This is a genomic window from Sphaerotilus uruguayifluvii (genome assembly GCF_013294065.1).
GTDB classification, from domain to species: Bacteria; Pseudomonadota; Gammaproteobacteria; order Burkholderiales; family Burkholderiaceae_C; genus Sphaerotilus; species Sphaerotilus uruguayifluvii.
This window is the reverse complement of sequence record NZ_JABSNM010000031.1, coordinates 17,364-37,125: the sequence shown is the minus strand read 5'-3', so window position 1 is coordinate 37,125 and position 19,762 is coordinate 17,364. Positions and strand designations below refer to the sequence as shown.

Below are 19,762 nucleotides of genomic sequence, written 5' to 3'. Positions count from 1 at the left end.
GGCCCAAGCCGCCACCAGGCTGCACGGTCCGGTCTGGCCGCCTCAACGGCGTTCAGACTCTACCGCGCTGGTCTGGTCTGAAACATACAAGCCCGAATCCCCCTCGCCCGGAGCCCGCCATGAGCCAGCCCCTGTCCCTGCCCCCCTTGAGCGAGATCGCCGCGCTGGCCGACACGGCCGGCACGGTGCGCGAGGCCGCCGCGCTGCTGCGCCAGCGCCTGGCGCCGCTGCGCGTGGTCGTCGTCGACGCCTTCGACATGCGCGCCGAGACGCCGGCCGCGCGCGGCAGCCGCCGGCTGCTGTGGTTCGGTGCCAGCGACGGCCACTGCTGGCAGGTCACGCAGGACGCGGCGCAGGCCGCGGGCCTCTTCCTCGCCGACAGGCCCGGAGCCGCCGCATGAACGCGCCCGCCGAACTGTCCGACGCCGCCGAGGACTTCGAGCTGCCCGAGGGCTGGCTGCAGCTCAGCGACCCCGACGTCACCGAGGTCGAGGTCGAGCTCGTCACCCGCGCGCTGCACGGCGCGCGGCTGTCGGGTGGCCCGCTGGTCGAGGCCTTCGAGCAGCGCTTCGCCGCGCTGCTCGGGCGCCGGCACGCGGTCGCGATGGCCAGCGGCACCGTCGGCACCTGGCTGGCGCTGCGCGCGCTGGGCATCGGACCCGGCGACGAGGTCGTCGCCTCGCCCTACGGCTGGCACCAGGTGATGCACGCGGTCACGCTGGCCGGCGCGCGGCTGGTCTTCGCCGACATCGACTACTGGACCGGCTGCCTGGACGCCACCCGCGCCGCCGCGCAGGTCACGCCGCAGACCCGGGCGATCCTGGCCGGCAACGTCAACGGCCACCCCGCCGCCTGGGACGCGCTGCGCGCGGTGGCCGACGGCCACGGCCTGAAGCTGATCGAGGACTCGACCGAGGCGATCGGCTCGCGCTACCTGGGCCGCCCGGTCGGCAGCTTCGGCGACCTGTCGGTGTTCGACTTCTCGCAGCCCTCGGCGCTGTGCTGCGGCGAGGGCGGCATGGTCGTCACCGACGACGACGCGCTCGCCGCCGAGCTGCGCTACCTGCGCGCGCGGGCGCTGGCCGACCGGCGCTCGGTGTCGGTGGGCTCGCGGGTGCCGCTGCAGTGCGGCGTGAGCGAGCTGACCGCCTCGCTCGGGCTGGCGCAGCTCGCGCGCCTGCCGCAGCTGCTCGAGAAGCGCAAGACGGTCGAGGCGCTGTACCTGGAGCAGGTGCAGACCTTCGAGGGCATCAAGCCGCCCTACATCCGCCCCGGCGTCGACGAGGTGCACTGGATGCTCTACGTCGTGCACCTGGGCAAGCGCTTCACCGCCAGCGCCTGCGACCAGATCGTCGAGGACCTGGCCGAGGAAATGATCGAGGCGGCGCTGTACTGCCAGCCGCTGCACCAGCAGTTCCACTACCAGCAGCAGGGCTGGCGCCGCGGCCAGCTGCCGCTGGTCGAGCGCATCGCCGACCGCGCGATCGCCCTGCCCTTCCACGCGCACCTGACCTCCGACCACGTCCGCTTCATCGTCAAGACGATGAAGGACTCGACCGTCAACGTCGGCGCCGGCGCGGCCATCTACTGAAGACCGAAGAGATCGGAAAGACCCGAAGGACCGGACATGAGCCACTCCACCGTCACCGAACTGCCCGACGCCGTCGTCGCTGGCCTGACCGCCGGCACGCTGGCGCCCTACCTCGGCCCGGGCCTGCTCTCGCTGTGCGAGGGCGTCGTGCCGCCGGCCGACGCGCTGGCGCTGGCCGGCGTGCTGACCACCAAGGTCTCGGTGCCGGGCAAGATCCGCAACCGCCTGACCGCGGCGGCGCAGTTCATCGAGAACTTCAAGCATCGCAAGAGCCTGGTCAAGGCGATGGACGAGGCCTTCGCGCTGTCGGCCGAGCCCTCGCCGCTGCACCGCTGGCTGGCGACGCTGCCCAGCCCGCTGGTGGTCGACTGCTGGTACGACGACACGCTGCGCCTGGCGCTGGCGCAGGTCGGCCGCACCGCCTGGACCGAGGTGCAGGGCCTGAGCCAGAGCGAGCACTTCGGCACCTGGACCGGCGGCTACGACGCCAGCGGCGCGCCCAGCCCCGACCCGGTCGAGGCGCCGCTGCTGTACTACAAGCCCTGGGGCGGCCGCGCGCCGGCGAGCAACTACCTGGTCTCGGACTCCGACTTCGTCGAGGTGCTGACCGAGATCGACATCCAGACGCCGATCCCGGCGCAGGTGCAGCAGCGCCGCGCCACGCTGGGCTTCGTCTTCCTCGGCTGCCGCTTCAACGACCAGCTGCCGCGCGCCTTCGCGCGCCAGATCCTCAAGCGCAGCGGCGGCCCGCACTACGCGGTGATGGCCGACGAGCCCACGCGCATGGAGGCGCGCTTCCTCGACGAGCTGGGCATCACCCGCATCGCGCTGCCGCTGGCCGAGGTCGCCGCGCGGCTCGTCGCCACGCAGCCGCTGGCCGCCTGATCGCCTGATCCCTTCCCCGCCCTGTGCATCCCTCCAGGAGAACTCCGATGACCACGCTCACCCTCCAGCCCTCCGGCCTGTCCGGCGAAGTCGCCGACGGCACCAACCTGCTGCAGGCCATTCTCGCGCTCGGCGGCCAGATCGCCAGCAAGTGCGGCGGCAAGGCCAGCTGCGGCGCCTGCCACGTCTTCGTCACCGGCGGCCGCAAGGGCGTCTCGAAGCTGACCCCGGCCGAGAACGCCAAGCTCGACACGCTGGTGGGCATCGGCAGCAAGTCGCGCCTGGCCTGCCAGGCGACGATCCTCGGCACCGAGCCGGTGACCGTCGAGCTGCTGGGCGCGCTGTCGGGCTGAGCCGGACGCTCCGCCCGCCGCCCGCGTTCTCGTCCTTCCTGCCTGCCGGGAGCCTGACATGCTCGACGTCGCGATCATCGGTGGTGGCCTGTGCGGCCTGGCGCTGGCCCACAGCCTGCAGGCCCGCGGGGCCGACTGGCGCCTGTTCGAGGCGCGCGACCGCCTGGGCGGGCGCATCCTGTCGCAGCCCGACGGCCGCGGCGGGCGCATCGACCTCGGTCCCACCTGGTTCTGGCCCGACACCCAGCCCTCGATCACCCGGCTGATCGAGGACCTCGGTCTGCCGAGCCGCGCGCAGGCCGACGACGGCCGCGTGCTGCTGCTCGACGATCCGCAGCAGCCCGCGCGGGTGCTGACGGTGACCCCGGACTGGGAGACGAGCGAGGCCGCGGCCGAGGCGGCCCAGCCCGGCCGGCTGCATGGCGGCGCACGCCGGCTCGACGGCGGCATGGCCGCGCTGGTCGACGCGCTGGTGGCGCGCATCGAGGCCGCCGGCGGCGCCGCGCGGCTGCGCACCGGCCAGGCGCTGGAGGCGCTGGTGCGGCTCGACGACGGCAGCGGCGTCGAGCTGCAGTTCGCCCACGGCGCGATCCGCCACGCGCTGCGCGCCCGCCATGTGGTGCTGGCGCTGCCGCCGCGGCTGGCGCTCGAGCAGCTGCGCTTCGAGCCGGCGCTCGAGACTGCCACCGTCGAGGCGATGCAGGCCACGCCGACCTGGATGGCCACCGCCGCCAAGGCCGCGCTGGTCGCCGCCCGCCCGTTCTGGCAGGACCGCGGCCTGAGCGGCAACGCCTGGGTCACGCATGCGCAGGCGGTGCTGGCCGAGGTCTTCGACGCCGGCACCGCCACCGGCGCCGCGCTGGCCGGCTTCCAGGCGCTGGCGGCCGAGCAGCGCCGCCCCTTCGCGCGGGCGATGCCGCTGCTGCTGCGCAGCCAGTTCGTGCAGCTCTTCGGCCCCGAGGCCGAGGACGGCCTGCTGCTGCAGCAGGACTGGGCCGAGGAGCCGCGCACCTGTTCGCAGCGCGACCTGGCCGAGGACGGCCGCGCCGGCGCGCCGGCCCATCCGGCGGCGGACGCGCGCCTGCTGCAGCCGGCCTGGAACGGGCGGCTGTGGCTGGGCGGCGCCGAGACCGCGCAGCACGGCACCGGCTACCTCGAGGGGGCGCTGTCCTCGGCCGCGCGGCTGCGCCGCGAGCTGCAGGCGCGGCTGGCACCGGTGGCCGCCGGCCCCGCGCCGGCACGCGACGGCCGCGGCTTCGTCGCGCCGCCGGCCCCGCTGCCGCAGGCCGCGCGCGAGGCGGCCAACGACGGCCACAACGACCGCGCGCTGCAGGACTTCGCCCGCTGGGTCGCCGAGACGCGCGCCGGCGCGCTGCAGCGCTACCGCCAGCGGGTCCACCATGCGCTGGCGGCGCAGCAGCGCGACCAGCTCACCCAGCGCGCGGTGCTGTCCGCACTCGAGTCGATCTACGCCGAGGCGCTGGCGCGGCTCGACGGCCTGCCGCTGGTGATCACGCCGCCGCAGGCTCCGCTGCCGGGCGGGCGCGCCGCGCTGACGCCGCGGGTGCTGGCGCCCTTCGGCGGCCTGGCCGACGAGCTGCTGGGCGAGGCGGTGCGATTCAACCGCGGCTCGTGCGCCCTTTCGAACTTCCCGCAGGAGCACCAGCCGCCGCGCGACTACCTCGGCACGATCCGGCGCGATCTGGCCGCCGCCTGGCAGGCCTTCGCGCTCGAGGTCGACGCGCGGCTGATCGCGCGCGCCGGCGGACCGGTGCCGGCATGAACGCCGCCGCCGGCATCCACCTGCTGCTCGAGCGGCCGCAGGCGCAGGCGCTGATCGCGCGCGTGCCGCGGCTGGCCCACCTGGACGAGCCGCTGCGCCAGGGCGCGCGCGTCGAGCTGCCCTGGCACCACCTCGGCCGCGACGAGCTGCAGGTGCTCGGCCAGATCTACGCCGATGCCGGTCCGGCCTGGGCCGCGCGCCACCGGCTGCTGCTGGGCCTGATCGCCGCGCTCGAGGCCGACGGCGCGCCGCTGGGCGAGCGCTCGGGCCTGGAGGAGCTGCTGCTGGCGCTGGTGCGCCATCTGGTGGTCGACGCGCGCCGCGGCTGGCTGTTCGCCGCGCAGGCCGACGGCCGGCTCGCGCCCTGGCTGGTCACCCGCGTCGACCATGTCGCCGCCAGCGGCGACGAGGCCGGTCGGGTGCTGGTCGAGATGAAGGCGCTGGTGCGCACCGGCCTGGTCACGCAGACGCTGCGGCTCACCGAAGGCGACCTGCGTGCGGCTGCGGGCCGCGGCGGCATCGCCGCGCTGCTGGCCTCGCGCGGGCTGCTGAAGGAGACCGACGCGCTGCTCGAGGCGCACGACGCCAGCGCGGCGCGCCATGCCGAATGGCGGCTGCGCCACGGCGCGCAGTTCCTCGGCCGCGGCACCGGCTACCTCGCCGAGGACCCGACCGCGACCCACCGCGACACCGACTGGTCGCGCAAGGACCGCGTCGTGCTGTCGTCCTCCGGCACGCCGGCGCGGCTGGTCAACGACGAGAGCGTGCTGCCGCCGCGCACCGCGGTGCTCGACGCCGCCGGCGACATCCTCGGCGCCTACCTGCGCCGCGCCGCGCGCAGCAACCTCTACGGCGGCGAGGACGAGCTGGCGGCGCTGCGCGCGTCGATGCCGCCCGAGCTCTTCACCCGGCTGCCGGTGCACGGCTTCGTCTTCCTGTTCCACCTGGAGCTGCACCGCCATGTCTGGGTGCATGCGGACGATCTCGAGCCCTACGCCTACGATCCCGGGCTGAAGGAGCGGCTGGTGCTGCCCCGCGAGCAGACCGACCTGATCGACCTGCTGACGGCCGAGATGGACGTGCTGATGGACGACATCGTCGCGGGCAAGTCGGGCGGCACGACGGTGCTGTGCGCCGGCCCGCCCGGCGTGGGCAAGACGCTGACCGCCGAGGTCTATGCCGAGATCATCGGCCGGCCGCTGTACCGGGTGCATTCCGGCCAGCTCGGCCTGAACGTCGCGGCGATGGAGCTGGCACTGAAGGAGGCGCTGACGCGCGCGCAGCGCTGGGGCGCGGTGATGCTGATCGACGAGGCCGACGTCTACATCCGCCGCCGCGCCGACGACCTGACCACCAACGCGGTCGTCGGCGTCTTCCTGCGGGTGCTGGAGTACTTCAACGGCCTGCTCTTCCTGACGACCAACCGCATCGACGACATCGACGAGGCCATCGTCAGCCGCTGCATCGCGCTGATCCGCTACCACCCGCCCGACGTGCTGGCGCGCGCGCGCATCTGGCGGGTCATGGGCGAGCAGTTCGGCCTGGCGCTCGACGACGCGCTGGTCGCGCACCTGACCGACCGCTTCGCCCAGGCCAGCGGCCGCGACATCAAGGGCCTGGCGCGGCTGGTGGCGACCTGGTGCCGCCACCGCGGCCAGACGGCCGACGCCGCCGTCTTCGAGCGCTGCGCGGTGTTCCGCGGCATGGAGATGCCGGGCGCGTGAGCCCGGCGCCGGGCGCGGCTCAGCGCAGCTCGGAGACGAACTGCTCGAGCGGGCGGCGCACCTTCGGCAGGTTCACCAGCCAGTCGCCGTCGACCTGGCGGTGGCCCAGCGGCACGATGACCGCGCTGCGCAGGCCGCGCGCGCGCAGACCCAGGATCTCGTCGAGCTTGGCCGGATCGAAGCCCTCCATCGGCGTGGCGTCCACGCCCTCGAAGGCGGCGGCCAGCAGCGCCGCCGACATCGCGATGTAGGCCTGGCGCGCGGCGTGCTGGAAGTTGACTTCCGCATCGCGCTGCGGGTAGGTCGACAGCAGCATCTTGCGGTAGTTCTCCCAGCCCTCGTTGGTGAAGCCGCGCACCTGGTTGACCAGGTCGAACATCGTGTCGATGCGCTCGGCGGTGTAGGTGTCCCAGGCGGCGAAGACCAGCAGGTGCGAGCCGTCGGTGATCTGCGCCTGGTTCCAGGCGATCTCGCGGATGCGCGCACGCACCTCGGGGTTCGTCACCACGATCAGCTCGAAGGGCTGCAGGCCGCTGGAGGTCGGCGCCAGGCGCGCGGCCTCGACGATGCGCGCCACCTTGTCCTCCGGCACCGGCTGCGCCGGGTCCATCTTCTTGGCAGCGTAGCGCCAGTTCATGCGCTCGATCAGCGCGTCGGAGGACGGGGTCGGAGCGGTCACGGTCGTGCTCATCGGGAAATCCTTGTCATGTCAATGAATCGGTTCCCAGTCTAGGCCGTTCCATGACGGCAGCGTCGGCGCCGCGGTCTTGGCGGATGTGATAGGGCCGGGCCGGCTGCGGCAGGCCGACCCCGCCCCGCCTCACTTCGCCGTCGGCATCACGAACTCGGCGCCCTTGCCGATGCTCGCCGGCCAGCGCTGCATGATCGACTTCTGCTTGGTGTAGAAGCGCACGCCCTCCTCGCCGTAGGCGTGCATGTCGCCGAACAGACTCTTCTTCCAGCCGCCGAAGCCGTGCCAGGCCATCGGCACCGGGATGGGCACGTTGATGCCGACCATGCCGACCTGGATGCGGCGCGAGAACTCGCGCGCGGTGTTGCCGTCGCTGGTGTAGCAGGCCACGCCGTTGCCGAACTCGTGCGCGTTGATCAGGTCGACCGCCTCGGCGAAGGTGGCCACGCGCACGCACCCCAGCACCGGGCCGAAGATCTCTTCCTTGTAGATGCGCATCTCGGGCGTCACGCGGTCGAACAGCGTGCCGCCGGTCCAGAAGCCGTTCTCCAGGCCGGCCGGGCGGAAGCCGCGGCCGTCGACCACCAGCTCGGCGCCCTCCTCCACGCCCAGCGCGATGTAGCCCTCGATGCGGTCGCGCGCCTGCGCGGTCACGATCGGGCCCATCTCGGCGTCGAGGTTCATGCCGTCCTTGATCTTGAGCGCGCGGGCGCGCTCGGCCACCTTCGGCACCACCTTGTCGGCGATCTCGTCGCCGACGCAGACCGCCACCGAGATCGCCATGCAGCGCTCGCCGGCCGAGCCGTAGGCCGCGCCGATCAGCGCGTCGACCACCTGGTCGACGTCGGCGTCGGGCATCACAACCATGTGGTTCTTCGCGCCGCCCAGGGCCTGCACGCGCTTGCCGTGGTGGGCGCCGGTCTCGTAGATGTACTGCGCGATCGGGGTGGAGCCCACGAAGCTGACCGCCTTGACGTCCGGGTGGTTCAGCAGCGTGTCGACGGCCAGCTTGTCGCCCTGGACGACGTTGAAGACGCCGTCGGGCAGGCCGGCCTTCTTGAGCAGCTCGGCCATGAACAGGCTGGGCGAGGGGTCGCGCTCGCTGGGCTTGAGCACGAAGGTGTTGCCGCAGGCGATCGCCACCGGGAACATCCAGCACGGCACCATCACGGGGAAGTTGAACGGCGTGATGCCGGCGACCACGCCCAGCGCCTGGCGCATCGTCCAGTTGTCGATGCCGGTGGAGACCTGCTCGGTGTAGTCGCCCTTCATCAGCTGCGGGATGCCGCAGGCGAACTCGACGATCTCGATGCCGCGGGTGACTTCGCCCTGGGCGTCGGTGAAGACCTTGCCGTGCTCGGCGGTGATCATCGCGGCCAGCTCGTCACGGTGCTCGTTGAGCAGCGCGAGGAAGTTGTTCAGGATGCGCGCACGGCGCACCGCCGGCGTGTCGGCCCACGCCGGAAATGCGGCCTTGGCCGCGGCGATCGCGGCCTCGACCTCGCCCTGCGTGGCCAGCACCACCTCGCGCGCGACCGCGCCGGTGGACGGGTTGTAGACGGCCTGCGAGCGGCCGCTGCGGCCGGCGACGATCTCGCCCTGGATGTAGTGGCCGACAGGCGCGGTGCGGGTGAACGGGGTCGGTGCGGACATGGCGTGTTCTCCTGGGGGAATGGAGCGCAGTCTAGGCAGGCCTCCAGGGGCTGAACAGCCATCGGCGACGGATACACTGTTCATCAGAACGAACAATCACTCGAGAAAACCCGGAACAAAGGAGCTGTCGTGACGCTTCAGGACGACCCGGAGGCCCGTCGCCTCGACACGCTGTGGTCGCCGATCCATGCGCTGACGGTGCTGGGCGATCTCGGCAGCTTCACCGCCGCCGCGCAACGCCTCGGGCTGAGCAAGGCCGGCATGAGCCAGCGCATCGCCGATCTGGAGCGTGCAGCCGGCGTGCCGCTGGTGCAGCGCACCACCCGCAGCGTGCGCCTGACCGAGGCCGGGCAGCAGCTGATCGACAGCACCCGCGATGCCTACGCGCAGATCGAGCGCGGCTTCGCGCAGGTGAAGGATCTGGCGGCGGTGCCGCGCGGCCGGCTGCGGCTGACGATGCCGGTGGCGCTCGGTCGCCAGATCATCGTGCCGCACCTGCCGGCCTTCCTGCACGCGCATCCCGAGGTGCGGCTGGAACTCGACCTCTCGGACAGGCTGGTCTCGCTGGCGCAGGAAGGCTTCGATCTGGCGATCCGCCACACCGCCCATCCGCCGGAAACGCATGTGGCCTGGCCGCTGCGCCCGACCCGGGCCGTGCTGCTGGCGACGCCCGACTACCTGGCGCGCCGCGGCACGCCCGAGCACCCCGCCGATCTGGCCGCGCATGACTGCCTGCACTACCTGCGCTCCGGCGAGACACCCGCCTGGCAGTTCCGGCCGATCGCCTCCCGCGACACGGCCGGCAGCCGCACGCCGCATGTGACCGTCGCGGTGCGTGGCGCCTTCAGTGCCAACAACAGCGAGGTGCTGCGCGAGGCCGCGCTGGGCGGCCTGGGCATCGCGCTGCTGCCGGACTTCAGCGCCGGATCCGCACTGGCGCAAGGTGAGCTGGTCGAGGTGCTGCCGCGCTGGCAGAGCGTCGGCGCCTTCGGCGAGCAGCTCTGGGCGATCCGGCCGTACAGCCCGCATGTGCCGCGCGCGGTCAATGCGCTCGTGAGCCATCTGCGCGAGGTGCTCGGGCAAAAAAAAACCCACCAACGAGGGTGGGTTGATGGACGTTCCGGATGAACGCCGTTGGGAAAGAAGGTCCGACCGCGAATCTGGTGTGATTTTTTTGCAGATTTTCGTGAGCCGGAAGCAGTTTTTTGTGATACCGCGTGACAGCTGATAGTGAGACTTTAGGGGTCACCCCCTGGTCCGCCCATCCCCATGACGGTTGAAGTCATCTGGTGAATGCATCACAGATTTCGTGATACATCAAAACTATCAGAACCGCGATCCATCAAGAATCCGTCAAGAGGGCCTCGCTGACGCACCTTCGGGACCTTCCGACGGACTTCGGAGGGCTCAGGCCGCCACTTCGCGCAGCGGACGGCGCATTTCGCGGGGACCGCAGAAACCGAACTCCAGCGCCGGCTGGCGCCCGCTGATCAGCTCGGCCAGCGCACGGCCCGAACCGGCACCGTGCGTCCAGCCCAGCGTGCCGTGGCCGGCGTTGACCCACAGGCCCTCGACCTTCGTGCGGCCGATGTACGGGATGTTGGTCGGCGTGCTCGGGCGCAGGCCGGTCCAGTAGTTCGGCTCGCTGGTGTCGGCCACGCCGGGGAAGAGCTGCTCGAAGCGGCGACGCAGCGACTCGCAGCGCGCACGGGCCACCCGGCCGTCCAGGCTGGTGTCGTAGCCGGCCAGCTCGGCGGTGCCGGCCACGCGGATGTGGTCGCCCAGGCGCGAGATCGCGATCTTGCGGGTGTCGTCGAGCAGGCTGACGACGCTGGCGCGCTTCGGGTCGCGCAGCCGGAAGGTGGCCGAGTAGCCCTTGGCCGGATAGATGTTGAGGTCGACGCCGACGCCGCGCAGCAAGGGCGCCGTGTACGAGCCCATCGCCGCGACCACCGCGTCGCCCGAGACCGTGCGAACCTGCGGATGGCCGACGCGGCGCACCCGGACCTGCCTGACCGCGCCGCCGATGCGCTCGAGCGGCAGCACCTCGTGCTCGTACAGGAAGGTGGCGCCGCGCTCGATGCAGCGCCGCGCCAGCTGCTGGGTGAAGACACAGGCGTCGCCCGACTCGTCCGACGGCGTGAAGGTGCCGCCGGCGATGTTCGGTGCCCACGAGGCCAGCGCCGGCTCGACGCGCAGCACCTCCTCGCGGCTGAGCACGCGGCGGTCGACGCCGTAGCGGCGCATCAGCTCGGCGCCGGCCGCGCCCGACTCGAAGTCGGCCTGGGTCGAGAAGAAGTGCAGGATGCCGCGCTCCAGGCGCTGGTACTCGATGCCGGTGGCCGCGACCATCGACTTCAGCGTCTCGTGGCTGTAGCTGCCCAGCGCCACGAGCTGGCGCACGTTGCGCTCGAAGGCCGCGTCGCTGCACTGGCCCAGGAAGGACAGGCCCCAGCGCCACTGGTGCGGATCGAGCTTCGGGCGGAACAGCAGCGGCGACTCGTCGCTCATCAGCCATTTCATGACCTTCAGCGGCGCGCCGGCGTTGGCCCAGGGCTCGCAGAAGCTGACCGAGATCTGCGCGCCGTTGGCGAAGCTGGTCTCCAGCGCGGCATCGGGCTGGCGCTCGATGACGGTGACTTCGTGGCCGAGCTCCAGCAGGTGCCAGGCGGTGCTGACGCCGATGATGCCGGCGCCGAGGATGGTGACTTTCATCGCGATCTCCTTGCCGGTCATGCACGGCCGGGCAGCGGGGCTGCCAGCCGGTTCCGGTCGATGACGCGATGGTGACAGCGGCCGCGCCCGATCAAAAGAGACATGAATTAGTTTCAGGTTTGATAATCGCTGCTTATGAAACTGCTCGACCCTGCCGCCCTCGACTGTCTGGCCGCCCTCGTCGACGAAGGCAGCTTCGAGCGCGCCGCACACCGGCTGGCGATCACGCAGAGCGCGGTGTCGCAGCGGCTGCGCGCGCTGGAGATGCAGATCGGCCAGCCGCTGGTGGTGCGCTCGCGCCCGCTGCGGCTCACCGGCCCGGGCCAGGTGCTGCTGCGCTACGCGCGCCAGCTGCAGGCGCTGCGCAGCGACGTCGCGCGCGATCTGGGCGAGCACATCGACATCGAGGACCGGGTGCCGATCGCGGTCAATGCCGACAGCCTGGCCACCTGGGTGCTGCCGGCGCTGCAGCCGCTGGTCGACGACGGCATCTCGCTGGAGCTGATCGTCGACGACCAGGACTTCACGCACGACTGGCTGCGCGAGGGCCGGGTGCTGGGCTGCGTGTCGACGCTGGCCGAGGCGCTGCGCGGCTGCCGGGTCACGCCGCTGTGCAGCATGCGCTATGTCGCGGTGGCCAGCCCGCGCTTCGTCGAGCGGATGATCGGCGCCAGCGGCCTGAGCCGGCGCCATCTGGCACAGGTGCCCTTCGTCGTCTTCAACCGCAAGGACGACGTGCAGGCGCAGTGGGTCGAGCGGGCGCTCGAGCTGCCCGCTCCGCGGCTGCTGCAGCGCTACGTGCCCTCGTCCGAGGCCTATGTGCAGGCGGTCGAGCGCGGCTGGGGGATCGGCGTGGCGGCCTGGCCGCTGGTGCGCTCGCGGGTCGAGGCCGGCACGCTGCGGCTGCTGCGCCCGGACGTGCAGGTGCCTGTCGAGCTGCACTGGCACCAGTGGAAGCTGGCCGACGCGGTCTCGGCCGGCACCGCGCGCCCGGGCCTGCTCGACCGCATCGGCGCGGCGCTGGCGGCAGGAGTGCCGCAGGACGGCCCGATCGGCACGGCCTGAGCAGGCCGGATCGTCCGGCGCCTGACTATTATTGCGGCGCACCATGAAGCCTTCCTCCCTCTCGCGCCGCGCGACCCTGCGGGAACTGTCGCGCTGGGCCGCGCTGCTGGCCGCGCAGCGGGTCGCGGCCGCGCCTGACCTGTCGCTGCCGCGCCAGGACCGCCCGCACTTCGATGCCGACCCCTTCACGCTCGGCGTGGCCAGCGGCCAGCCGCGGCCGGACTCGGTGATCCTGTGGACCCGGCTGGCACCGCAGCCGATGGCACCGCTGGGCGGCATGCCGCGCGCGCTGGTGCCGCTGCAGTGGCAGGTCGCCGACGACGAGCATTTCGCGCGCGTGCGGCGCAGCGGCATCGTCTGGGCCGATCCGGCGCAGGCGCACAGCGTGCGGGTGCGCGCCGACGGGCTGGTGCCGGGGCGGGTCTGGTTCTACCGCTTCCTCGCCGGCGACGCGGTCAGCCCCGTCGGACGCACCCGCACCGCGCCGGCCGAGGACGCGCCCGTCGATCGGCTGCGCCTGGTGCTGGCCTCCTGCCAGCACTACGAGCAGGGCTGGTTCATCGCGCAGCGCGAGATCGCCACGCAGGACATCGATCTGGTGCTCTTCGTCGGCGACTACATCTACGACAACCCGAGCCCGCGGCGGCTGCGGGTGCGCACCCACGAGACGGGCCAGCATCCGTCCGGCCAGGCCTTCACGCTGCAGCAGTTCCGCTGCCGCCATGCGCACTACAAGCTCGACCCGGACCTGCAGGCCGCCCACCGCGCCCACCCGTGGCTGCTGGCCTGGGACGACCACGAGGTCCGAAACGACTACGCCGGCCTGCGCGGCGACGACGACTTCGACCTCCCCCCCGAGGCTTTCGTCCAGGTACGTGCCGCCGCCTACCAGGCCTATTTCGAGCATCAGCCGCTGGCGCTCGACCAGGCGCCCGGCCCGGGCGGCATGCGCATGCACGACCGCTTCGCCTGGGGCCGGCTGGCCGAGCTGTGGACGCTCGACGGCCGCCAGTACCGCGATGCGCAGGCCTGCAACGCCGATGGCCGATACAACGGCCACATGCGCTGGAACTGCGATGCACGGGACGACCCGCACCGCACGCTGCTGGGCACGGCGCAGCGCCAGTGGCTCGAGCAGGGACTTGCCGCGTCGCCACGTCGCTGGAAGCTGGTCGGGCAGTCGACGCAGATGAGCTCGTGGGGCGTGCCGATGCCGGGCGGACGCCGCCTGGTCTTCACCGACGGCTGGGACGGCTATGCGCAGGAGCGCGCCGCGCTGCTGGGCTTCATCGGCGAGCGGCGCATCGACAACGTCGTGATGCTCGGCGGCGACGTGCACCGCCATGTCGCCGCGCGGCTGCGCCCGCGTCCGAACGATCCGGCCTCGCCGGTGGTGGCCAGCGAGTTCGTCGCGACCTCGCTGACCTCCTCGGGCATGCCCGAGTCGACGATGTCGCTGATCCGCCGCGCGAACCCGGACATCCTGCACGCGCGCAGCGATGTCAGGGGATACATGCAACTGGAAGTGACGGAACGCTCGCTACACTGCATCGCCAGGGCGACGGATTTTCCGGTGCTTCCGCACTCGCGGATGAGCACGCTGGCGAGCTTCCATGTGGAGGCCGGCCGGCCCGGACCGCAGGTCGGCTGAGCGCCGCCGCGGCACGATCCTGCGCCCGCAGACCGGTCCGCGCGCGCCGCCGCCGGACCGAGGCAGGCAGTCCCGGGAGATCGGCAATGACGACGATGAAGCGTTCGCTGTCCAGCTGGCTGAGCTGGTCCTCATGGATGCCGGGTCGCACCCGCCAGGCGCCCGAGCGGCGCCGCTCCGAGGACTGTGCCGACTACGGCACGGCCTTCGGCCTGGACATGAGCTTCGGCGCCCTGACGCAGGAAAGCGGCGGCGAGGGCGATCAGGACCGGCGCGACCGGCAGCCGGCGCGCGCGGACGGCGAGGCTCCGTCCCGCGCCAGCCCGAAGGACTGAAGCCGCACGGCCGGTCAGCGCACCAGCAGCACCGGCACCTTGCAGTGCGCCAGCACCTTCGTGGCGACCGAGCCCATCACCAGGTTGCCCAGCGTGCCGTGACCGTGCGAGCCCATCATCAGCAGGTCGAAGCCGCCTTCGGTGGCGGTCGACGCGATCGTGTCGGCGACATGGCCGGTCTTGCTGAGGAAGGTGACCTTCATGCCCTGCCGGTCCAGGAAGGTGCGCAGCGGGTGGAAGACCTTCTCGCCCTCGTCGGCGTAGTAGGCATGCAGCAGTTCCCGATCGAGCACCGCGGCAGCGCGCGGCGGCACCGGCGGCACGACGGTCAGCACGGTGTACTCGTGCTGCGGCCCGAGCCATTCGTCATGGGCCGCCCAGTAGGCGACCATGCGCTTGGTGAACTCGCTGCCATCGACGGCGACCAGGATCTTCATTCGACACTCCATCCGCGCTGAATCGGAACCGACATGGTTCCGGCAGGCTCAGTGTGTCAGCGTGCGGTCAGCCACTTCTTGACGCGCATCAACTTTGATCGCGGCCGTGGCACTGCTTGTACTTGCGGCCGCTGCCGCACGGGCAGGGGTCGTTGCGGCCGACCTTGGGCGCGCTGCGGCGCACCTGGGTGACCTTCAGCCGCTCGGTGCGACCGATGTCGGCCAGCTCGACCACGTTGCCGACCAGATCCTCGATCGCCGCGTCGAGCGACTTCAGCGGATGCTCCTGGTCGAGCGCCTTGGTGTAGGCCTGCTCGTCCTCGCCCTGGTCGGGCAGATGGCGGCGCAGGCAGGCCAGCAGGTCCGGAATGTCCGGGTTCGGCAGGTCCTCGAGGCCGGGGAAGTGGTTCAGCGCATGCTCGAAGCCGATGACCCACGGCGCCAGCGCGCCCTCGATCTCGGCGCGGCCGCGCAGCGGATTGCCGTCGTCGTCGAGCGGCTGCATCACCACCGGATCGAACCAGCCGTCCTCGACCAGCTGGCGGTTCAGCGCATCGAAGCGGCGCTGCACCAGCGCGGTCAGGCGCTCGTGGCGCGCGGCATGCCAGCCCTTCGTGTCGGGCGTCAGCACCGCGCCGCCGCCATGCTCCTCGTCGCCGAGGTTCCAGTCGCAGGCCGGCGGCAGCCACTCGGCGATCTCGAGCGCCACCGGCTGCGCGAGCACGCCGCAGAGGTAGCCGTCGAGCATGACGACATCGAGCGCCTCGAGCGGCGCCGGGATCTGGGCCAGCAGGTCGTCGAGTTCGCCGATCTCGTCATCGGTGAGGTCGTTCTGGGACGGGGAGGACATGGGGACTGCCTTCGGACTTCGGATTCGTTGCGGATGCGTATTGTGCCCGTCGGCACAGGGGTGCGGATCAAGCCGCTACGATGCCGGCATGGGACACCGACTCACACAAATCAGCACCCGCACCGGGGACGACGGAACCACCGGACTGGGCGACGGCACGCGCGTGCCGAAGGACCACCTGCGCATCGCCGCGATGGGCGACGTGGACGAACTCAACTCGCAGATCGGCGTGCTGCTGGCCGAGCCGCTGCCCGCCGAGGTGCGCGAGCTGCTGGTCGTCATCCAGCACGAGCTCTTCAATCTCGGCGGCGAGCTGTGCATTCCGGGCCACGCGCTGCTGAAGGACGAGGCGGTGCTGCGCCTGGACGAGGCGCTGGCGCATCACAACGAGCAGCTGCCGCGGCTGCAGGAGTTCATCCTGCCGGCCGGCACGCGCAGCGCCGCGCTCGCCCATGTGGCACGCACCATCGCCCGGCGCGCCGAGCGCGCGGTGGTGACGCTGCAGCGCTCCGGCGAGGCGGTCAACCAGGCGCCGCGCCAGTACCTGAACCGGCTGTCGGACCTGCTGTTCGTGCTGGCGCGGGTGCTCAACCGCGCCAACCTCGACGGGCTGGGCGGCGACGACGTCTACTGGCGCAGCGAGCGACTCGCGCGCGCGGCCGACTGACGAGGCCCGGGCCGGCCGCACGCCGGCCCGCGACCGGTTCAGAAGCTGGCCTGAGCCGAGGGCACGTCGAGCCGGACCACCGCGCGTCCGGTGGCCGCGCAGGCCGCGGCCGCGAAGCGCGCCGCCCAGGCGGCATCGCCCGCGGCGCCGAAGGCCTGCGCCCCCGCCGCCTCCGCGATCGCCAGCAGCTTGTCGGCCACCAGCACCTTGCCCGAGGCCCGCAGCGGCTCGCAGTCGAACTCGAGGAACTGCTCGTCGAGCCACTGGCGGGCCGTGTCGGCGCCGGGCAGCGGCGAGGCCGCGTTCAGGACGAACTCCTGATCGGGGGCGAAGTGGACAGTCAGGTGGCCGCTCATGGTCGATCTCCTCGGTCTGCAGGTTTCGCCCTCGATCCTAGCCGCTCAGCCGCGGCGGGCCAGGATCGCCTGGTGCAGGATTTCCAGCACTTGCTCGGAGTCGTCCCATCCGATACAGGCGTCGGTGATGCTGCGGCCGTACTCGAGCTTCGAGGCGTCGTCCTTGCCCGGCGAGAACTTCTGCGCGCCGGCCTTCAGATGGCTCTCGACCATCACGCCGAAGACGCTGCGTCCGCCGGCGGCGATCTGGTCGGCGATGTCGCGCGCGACCACGACCTGACGCTCGTGCTGCTTGCTGCTGTTGGCGTGGCTGCAGTCGACCATCAGCGTGGCGGGCAGCTTGGCGGCCTCCAGGTCCTTGCAGGCAGCCGCGACGCTGGCGGCGTCGTAGTTCGGCGCCTTGCCGCCGCGCAGGATGACGTGGCAGTCGGTGTTGCCCTTGGTCTCGACGATGGCGACCTGGCCGTTCTTGTGCACCGACAGGAAGTGGTGCGGGCGGGCCGCCGCCTGGATGGCGTCGGTGGCGATGCGGATGTTGCCGTCGGTGCCGTTCTTGAAGCCGATCGGCGCCGAGATGCCCGAGGCCAGCTCGCGGTGCACCTGGCTCTCGGTGGTGCGCGCGCCGATCGCGCCCCAGGCGATCAGGTCGCCGATGTACTGCGGCGAGATCACGTCGAGGAATTCGCTGGCCGCCGGCATGCCCAGGCGGTTGATGTCGATCAGCAGCTGGCGCGCGATGCGCAGGCCCTCGTCGATGCGGTAGCTCTCGTCCAGGTACGGGTCGTTGATCAGGCCCTTCCAGCCCACCGTGGTGCGCGGCTTCTCGAAGTAGACGCGCATGACCACTTCCAGCGTGTCCTTGTACTTCTCGCGCAGCGGCTTGAGGCGGCGGGCGTACTCCAGCGCCGCGGCCGGATCGTGGATCGAGCACGGGCCGATGATGACCAGCAGGCGATCGTCGCTGCCGTGCATGATGTCGCGGATCGACTGGCGGGTGCCGGCGATCAGGTTCTCGACCGCGGTGCCACGGATCGGGAAGAAGCGGATGAGGTGCTCGGGCGGGGGCAGCGGGGTCACGTCCTGGATCCTTTCGTCGTCGGTCTGCGAGGTCTTGTCGACGGGCGGATACCAGGCATCGGTGCCGGAAGCGGTCTTGGCGTTCATCTTCGTGTTCCTGGGAGAGTCGTGTGTCGGGTGTCGGATGCCGATTCGGGATGCGGAAGACCGGGGGCTCCGGACGGCGGCCAAAAAAAAACCGCCGGGGGATCCGGCGGTTTCCTTGGAGCGCTTGCGGGCTTTTCAGCTACGCGTGGGCCTCTCCTCCGCCGGTGCGGTGCGAGAACCAAAAGTAGCCAAAAAAGAAGGCGAAACGCTTCATGGGGGTCGAATGTAGAGAGGCCGCGCGGCCGCGTCAACCGGAAATCCCGGGTCCGGGGGCGATGTCGGCTCCGGGCGACGCAGACGCAAGCCTGCCGTCAGGCCCGGCTCAGGCGGTTCCGCCGACGGTCAGCCCGTCGATGCGCAGCGTCGGCTGGCCCACGCCCACCGGCACGCTCTGGCCGTCCTTGCCGCAGGTGCCCACGCCCGAGTCCAGCTCGAGATCGTTGCCGATCATCGACACGCGCGTCATCGCTTCGGGGCCGTTGCCGATCAGCGTCGCGCCCTTGACCGGGTAGAGGATCTTGCCCTTCTCGACCCAGTAGGCCTCGCTGGCCGAGAAGACGAACTTGCCGCTGGTGATGTCGACCTGGCCACCGCCGAAGTTGGTGGCGTAGAGGCCGCGGTCGATCGAGGCGATGATCTCCTCGCGCGACCTGTCGCCGGCCAGCATGTAGGTGTTGGTCATGCGCGGCATCGGCACATGGGCGTAGCTCTCGCGGCGGCCGTTGCCGGTGGGCGCGACCTTCATCAGCCGCGCGTTCATCGAGTCCTGGATGTAGCCCTTGAGGATGCCGTCCTCGATCAGCACGTTCTTCTGGCTGACATGGCCCTCGTCGTCGATGTTGAGCGAGCCGCGGCGGTCGGCGAGGGTGCCGTCGTCGAGCACGGTCACGCCCTTGGCGGCGACGCGCTCGCCGATGCGGCCCGAGAAGGTGCTCGAGCCCTTGCGGTTGAAGTCACCCTCCAGGCCGTGGCCGACCGCCTCGTGCAGCAGCACGCCCGGCCAGCCGGGCCCGAGCACCACCGTCATCTCGCCGGCCGGCGCCGGCCGGCTCTCGAGGTTGGTCAGCGCCGAGCTCACCGCGCGGTCGACATAGTCCTGCAGCAGCGAGTCCTGGAAGTAGCCGAAGCCGAAGCGCCCGCCGCCGCCGGCCGAGCCGACCTCGCGCCGGCCGCCCTGCTCGGCGATCACCGTGACCGACAGGCGCACCAGCGGGCGCACGTCGGCTGCCAGCGTGCCGTCGGCGCGCGCCACCAGCACCACGTCGTACTCGCCCGCCAGGCCGGCCATGACCTGCACCACGCGCGGATCCTTGGCGCGGGCCATGCGCTCGATGCGCTCGAGCAGCGCCACCTTCTGCGTGCTGTCGAGCGTGGAGATCGGATCCAGGTCCGGGTAGAGCCGGCGGCTCGGCGCCACCACCTGCGGCGTGTCGACCTTGACGCGCCGGCTCTGGCCGGCCGCGGCGATGGTGCGCACGGTGCGTGCCGCATCCAGCAGCGCCGCCTCCGAGATGTCGTCCGAATAGGCGAAGGCGGTCTTCTCGCCGGCGACCGCGCGCACGCCCACGCCCTGGTCGATCGAGAAGCTGCCGCTCTTGACGATGCCCTCCTCGAGGCTCCACCCCTCGCTGCGGGTGTACTGGAAGTACAGGTCCGCATCGTCGACGCGGTGCGCCGACAGGGTGTTGAGCGCCCGCGTCAGCGTGGCCTCGGTCAGGCCGAACGGGTCCAGCAGCAGCCGGCGGGCGGTGGCCAGCCGCTCCAGGGTGGGTTCGCGAGAGATCATGCGATGCATTCTAGGTCCGCGACAATCGGCCCATGCACGACTCGGACGGTGTCCCG

Annotated in this window: 19 protein-coding genes; 11 read left to right on the top strand and 8 right to left on the bottom strand. The window is 71.7% G+C overall.

Annotated features, from left to right (window positions below; translation table 11 throughout):
* Positions 1-119 precede the first annotated feature (119 nt).
* From HNQ01_RS21355 to HNQ01_RS21330, 6 genes are read left to right on the top strand one after another with little or no spacing between them, the layout of a single operon-like run.
* A complete protein-coding gene (locus HNQ01_RS21355) occupies positions 120-401 on the top strand; it encodes a hypothetical protein (protein WP_173807537.1) in 282 nt (93 codons plus the stop codon).
* Entirely contained in the window at positions 398-1,591 is a 1,194-nt protein-coding gene (locus tag HNQ01_RS21350; protein ID WP_173807536.1) for a DegT/DnrJ/EryC1/StrS family aminotransferase, read from the top strand. Before HNQ01_RS21355 ends, HNQ01_RS21350 begins: the two co-directional genes overlap by 4 nt.
* A gap of 36 nt (positions 1,592-1,627) precedes the next feature.
* Entirely contained in the window at positions 1,628-2,476 is an 849-nt protein-coding gene (locus HNQ01_RS21345; RefSeq protein ID WP_173807535.1) for an SIR2 family protein, read from the top strand.
* A gap of 47 nt (positions 2,477-2,523) precedes the next feature.
* On the top strand, positions 2,524-2,829 hold the full coding sequence (locus HNQ01_RS21340) for a 2Fe-2S iron-sulfur cluster-binding protein (protein ID WP_037482841.1): 306 nt from the start codon (positions 2,524-2,526) through the stop codon (positions 2,827-2,829).
* 58 nt (positions 2,830-2,887) lie between these two features.
* On the top strand, positions 2,888-4,612 hold the full coding sequence (locus HNQ01_RS21335) for a flavin monoamine oxidase family protein (protein WP_173807534.1): 1,725 nt from the start codon (positions 2,888-2,890) through the stop codon (positions 4,610-4,612).
* Positions 4,609-6,336: an AAA family ATPase gene (locus tag HNQ01_RS21330; RefSeq protein ID WP_217427646.1), complete on the top strand. Its 1,728-nt coding sequence runs from the start codon at positions 4,609-4,611 to the stop codon at positions 6,334-6,336. The genes HNQ01_RS21335 and HNQ01_RS21330 overlap by 4 nt, the downstream gene beginning before the upstream one ends.
* Before the next feature lie 19 nt (positions 6,337-6,355).
* Here HNQ01_RS21330 and HNQ01_RS21325 read toward each other — a convergent pair whose 3' ends face one another.
* Positions 6,356-7,027, bottom strand: coding sequence for an NAD(P)H-dependent oxidoreductase (locus HNQ01_RS21325; protein WP_173807533.1), 672 nt, complete (start codon positions 7,025-7,027; stop codon positions 6,356-6,358).
* A gap of 129 nt (positions 7,028-7,156) precedes the next feature.
* Complete coding sequence (locus tag HNQ01_RS21320; RefSeq protein WP_173807532.1) at positions 7,157-8,680, bottom strand: CoA-acylating methylmalonate-semialdehyde dehydrogenase; 1,524 nt, start codon at positions 8,678-8,680, stop codon at positions 7,157-7,159.
* A 129-nt stretch (positions 8,681-8,809) separates the two neighbouring features.
* Between HNQ01_RS21320 and HNQ01_RS21315 the strand changes: the two genes are divergently transcribed.
* Positions 8,810-9,808 (top strand): LysR family transcriptional regulator, encoded by a 999-nt coding sequence (locus HNQ01_RS21315; protein WP_173807531.1) that lies wholly within the window; start codon positions 8,810-8,812, stop codon positions 9,806-9,808.
* Between the two features lie 279 nt (positions 9,809-10,087).
* Here the strand turns inward: HNQ01_RS21315 and HNQ01_RS21310 are convergent, their stop codons facing one another.
* Positions 10,088-11,395 (bottom strand): D-amino acid dehydrogenase, encoded by a 1,308-nt coding sequence (locus HNQ01_RS21310; protein ID WP_173807530.1) that lies wholly within the window; start codon positions 11,393-11,395, stop codon positions 10,088-10,090.
* 135 nt (positions 11,396-11,530) lie between these two features.
* Here HNQ01_RS21310 and HNQ01_RS21305 point away from each other — a divergent pair, with 135 nt between their 5' ends.
* From HNQ01_RS21305 to HNQ01_RS21295, 3 genes are all read left to right on the top strand, one after another.
* The gene (locus HNQ01_RS21305; RefSeq protein WP_173807529.1) at positions 11,531-12,460 is read left to right on the top strand and encodes a LysR family transcriptional regulator ArgP; all 930 of its coding nucleotides are present in this window, start codon (positions 11,531-11,533) and stop codon (positions 12,458-12,460) included.
* Positions 12,461-12,503: 43 nt separating this feature from the next.
* Positions 12,504-14,111, top strand: a complete 1,608-nt coding sequence (locus HNQ01_RS21300; RefSeq protein WP_173807528.1) for an alkaline phosphatase D family protein — start codon at positions 12,504-12,506, stop codon at positions 14,109-14,111.
* An 86-nt stretch (positions 14,112-14,197) separates the two neighbouring features.
* On the top strand, positions 14,198-14,446 hold the full coding sequence (locus tag HNQ01_RS21295) for a hypothetical protein (RefSeq protein WP_173807527.1): 249 nt from the start codon (positions 14,198-14,200) through the stop codon (positions 14,444-14,446).
* Positions 14,447-14,460: 14 nt separating this feature from the next.
* Here the strand turns inward: HNQ01_RS21295 and HNQ01_RS21290 are convergent, their stop codons facing one another.
* Entirely contained in the window at positions 14,461-14,883 is a 423-nt protein-coding gene (locus HNQ01_RS21290) for a universal stress protein (protein ID WP_173807526.1), read from the bottom strand.
* Positions 14,884-14,971: 88 nt separating this feature from the next.
* Complete coding sequence (locus HNQ01_RS21285; protein WP_173807525.1) at positions 14,972-15,733, bottom strand: UPF0149 family protein; 762 nt, start codon at positions 15,731-15,733, stop codon at positions 14,972-14,974.
* 88 nt (positions 15,734-15,821) lie between these two features.
* On the opposite strand from HNQ01_RS21285, the gene HNQ01_RS21280 reads away from it, so the two are divergent.
* A complete protein-coding gene (locus HNQ01_RS21280; protein ID WP_173807524.1) occupies positions 15,822-16,400 on the top strand; it encodes a cob(I)yrinic acid a,c-diamide adenosyltransferase in 579 nt (192 codons plus the stop codon).
* 38 nt (positions 16,401-16,438) lie between these two features.
* Here HNQ01_RS21280 and HNQ01_RS21275 read toward each other — a convergent pair whose 3' ends face one another.
* The 3 genes from HNQ01_RS21275 to tldD form a co-directional block, all read right to left on the bottom strand.
* The gene (locus HNQ01_RS21275; protein ID WP_173807523.1) at positions 16,439-16,756 is read right to left on the bottom strand and encodes a hypothetical protein; all 318 of its coding nucleotides are present in this window, start codon (positions 16,754-16,756) and stop codon (positions 16,439-16,441) included.
* Positions 16,757-16,801: 45 nt separating this feature from the next.
* Positions 16,802-17,920, bottom strand: a complete 1,119-nt coding sequence (locus HNQ01_RS21270) for a 3-deoxy-7-phosphoheptulonate synthase (protein WP_173807522.1) — start codon at positions 17,918-17,920, stop codon at positions 16,802-16,804.
* A gap of 322 nt (positions 17,921-18,242) precedes the next feature.
* The gene (gene tldD, locus HNQ01_RS21265; RefSeq protein WP_173807521.1) at positions 18,243-19,706 is read right to left on the bottom strand and encodes a metalloprotease TldD; all 1,464 of its coding nucleotides are present in this window, start codon (positions 19,704-19,706) and stop codon (positions 18,243-18,245) included.
* Between the last annotated feature and the right edge of the window lie 56 nt (positions 19,707-19,762).

What these genes read in the sequence shown, in the direction of transcription:
- HNQ01_RS21295 (WP_173807527.1), top strand. Translation starts at nt 14,198, where the DNA reads ATGACGACGATGAAGCGTTCGCTGTCCAGCTGGCTGAGCTGGTCCTCA.
- tldD (WP_173807521.1), bottom strand. Translation starts at nt 19,706, where the DNA reads ATGATCTCTCGCGAACCCACCCTGGAGCGGCTGGCCACCGCCCGCCGG.
- HNQ01_RS21310 (WP_173807530.1), bottom strand. Translation starts at nt 11,395, where the DNA reads ATGAAAGTCACCATCCTCGGCGCCGGCATCATCGGCGTCAGCACCGCC.
- HNQ01_RS21340 (WP_037482841.1), top strand. Translation starts at nt 2,524, where the DNA reads ATGACCACGCTCACCCTCCAGCCCTCCGGCCTGTCCGGCGAAGTCGCC.
- HNQ01_RS21270 (WP_173807522.1), bottom strand. Translation starts at nt 17,920, where the DNA reads ATGAACGCCAAGACCGCTTCCGGCACCGATGCCTGGTATCCGCCCGTC.
- HNQ01_RS21335 (WP_173807534.1), top strand. Translation starts at nt 2,888, where the DNA reads ATGCTCGACGTCGCGATCATCGGTGGTGGCCTGTGCGGCCTGGCGCTG.
- HNQ01_RS21320 (WP_173807532.1), bottom strand. Translation starts at nt 8,680, where the DNA reads ATGTCCGCACCGACCCCGTTCACCCGCACCGCGCCTGTCGGCCACTAC.
- HNQ01_RS21305 (WP_173807529.1), top strand. Translation starts at nt 11,531, where the DNA reads ATGAAACTGCTCGACCCTGCCGCCCTCGACTGTCTGGCCGCCCTCGTC.
- HNQ01_RS21300 (WP_173807528.1), top strand. Translation starts at nt 12,504, where the DNA reads ATGAAGCCTTCCTCCCTCTCGCGCCGCGCGACCCTGCGGGAACTGTCG.
- HNQ01_RS21325 (WP_173807533.1), bottom strand. Translation starts at nt 7,027, where the DNA reads ATGAGCACGACCGTGACCGCTCCGACCCCGTCCTCCGACGCGCTGATC.
- HNQ01_RS21285 (WP_173807525.1), bottom strand. Translation starts at nt 15,733, where the DNA reads ATGTCCTCCCCGTCCCAGAACGACCTCACCGATGACGAGATCGGCGAA.
- HNQ01_RS21350 (WP_173807536.1), top strand. Translation starts at nt 398, where the DNA reads ATGAACGCGCCCGCCGAACTGTCCGACGCCGCCGAGGACTTCGAGCTG.
- HNQ01_RS21280 (WP_173807524.1), top strand. Translation starts at nt 15,822, where the DNA reads ATGGGACACCGACTCACACAAATCAGCACCCGCACCGGGGACGACGGA.
- HNQ01_RS21275 (WP_173807523.1), bottom strand. Translation starts at nt 16,756, where the DNA reads ATGAGCGGCCACCTGACTGTCCACTTCGCCCCCGATCAGGAGTTCGTC.
- HNQ01_RS21355 (WP_173807537.1), top strand. Translation starts at nt 120, where the DNA reads ATGAGCCAGCCCCTGTCCCTGCCCCCCTTGAGCGAGATCGCCGCGCTG.
- HNQ01_RS21290 (WP_173807526.1), bottom strand. Translation starts at nt 14,883, where the DNA reads ATGAAGATCCTGGTCGCCGTCGATGGCAGCGAGTTCACCAAGCGCATG.
- HNQ01_RS21330 (WP_217427646.1), top strand. Translation starts at nt 4,609, where the DNA reads ATGAACGCCGCCGCCGGCATCCACCTGCTGCTCGAGCGGCCGCAGGCG.
- HNQ01_RS21345 (WP_173807535.1), top strand. Translation starts at nt 1,628, where the DNA reads ATGAGCCACTCCACCGTCACCGAACTGCCCGACGCCGTCGTCGCTGGC.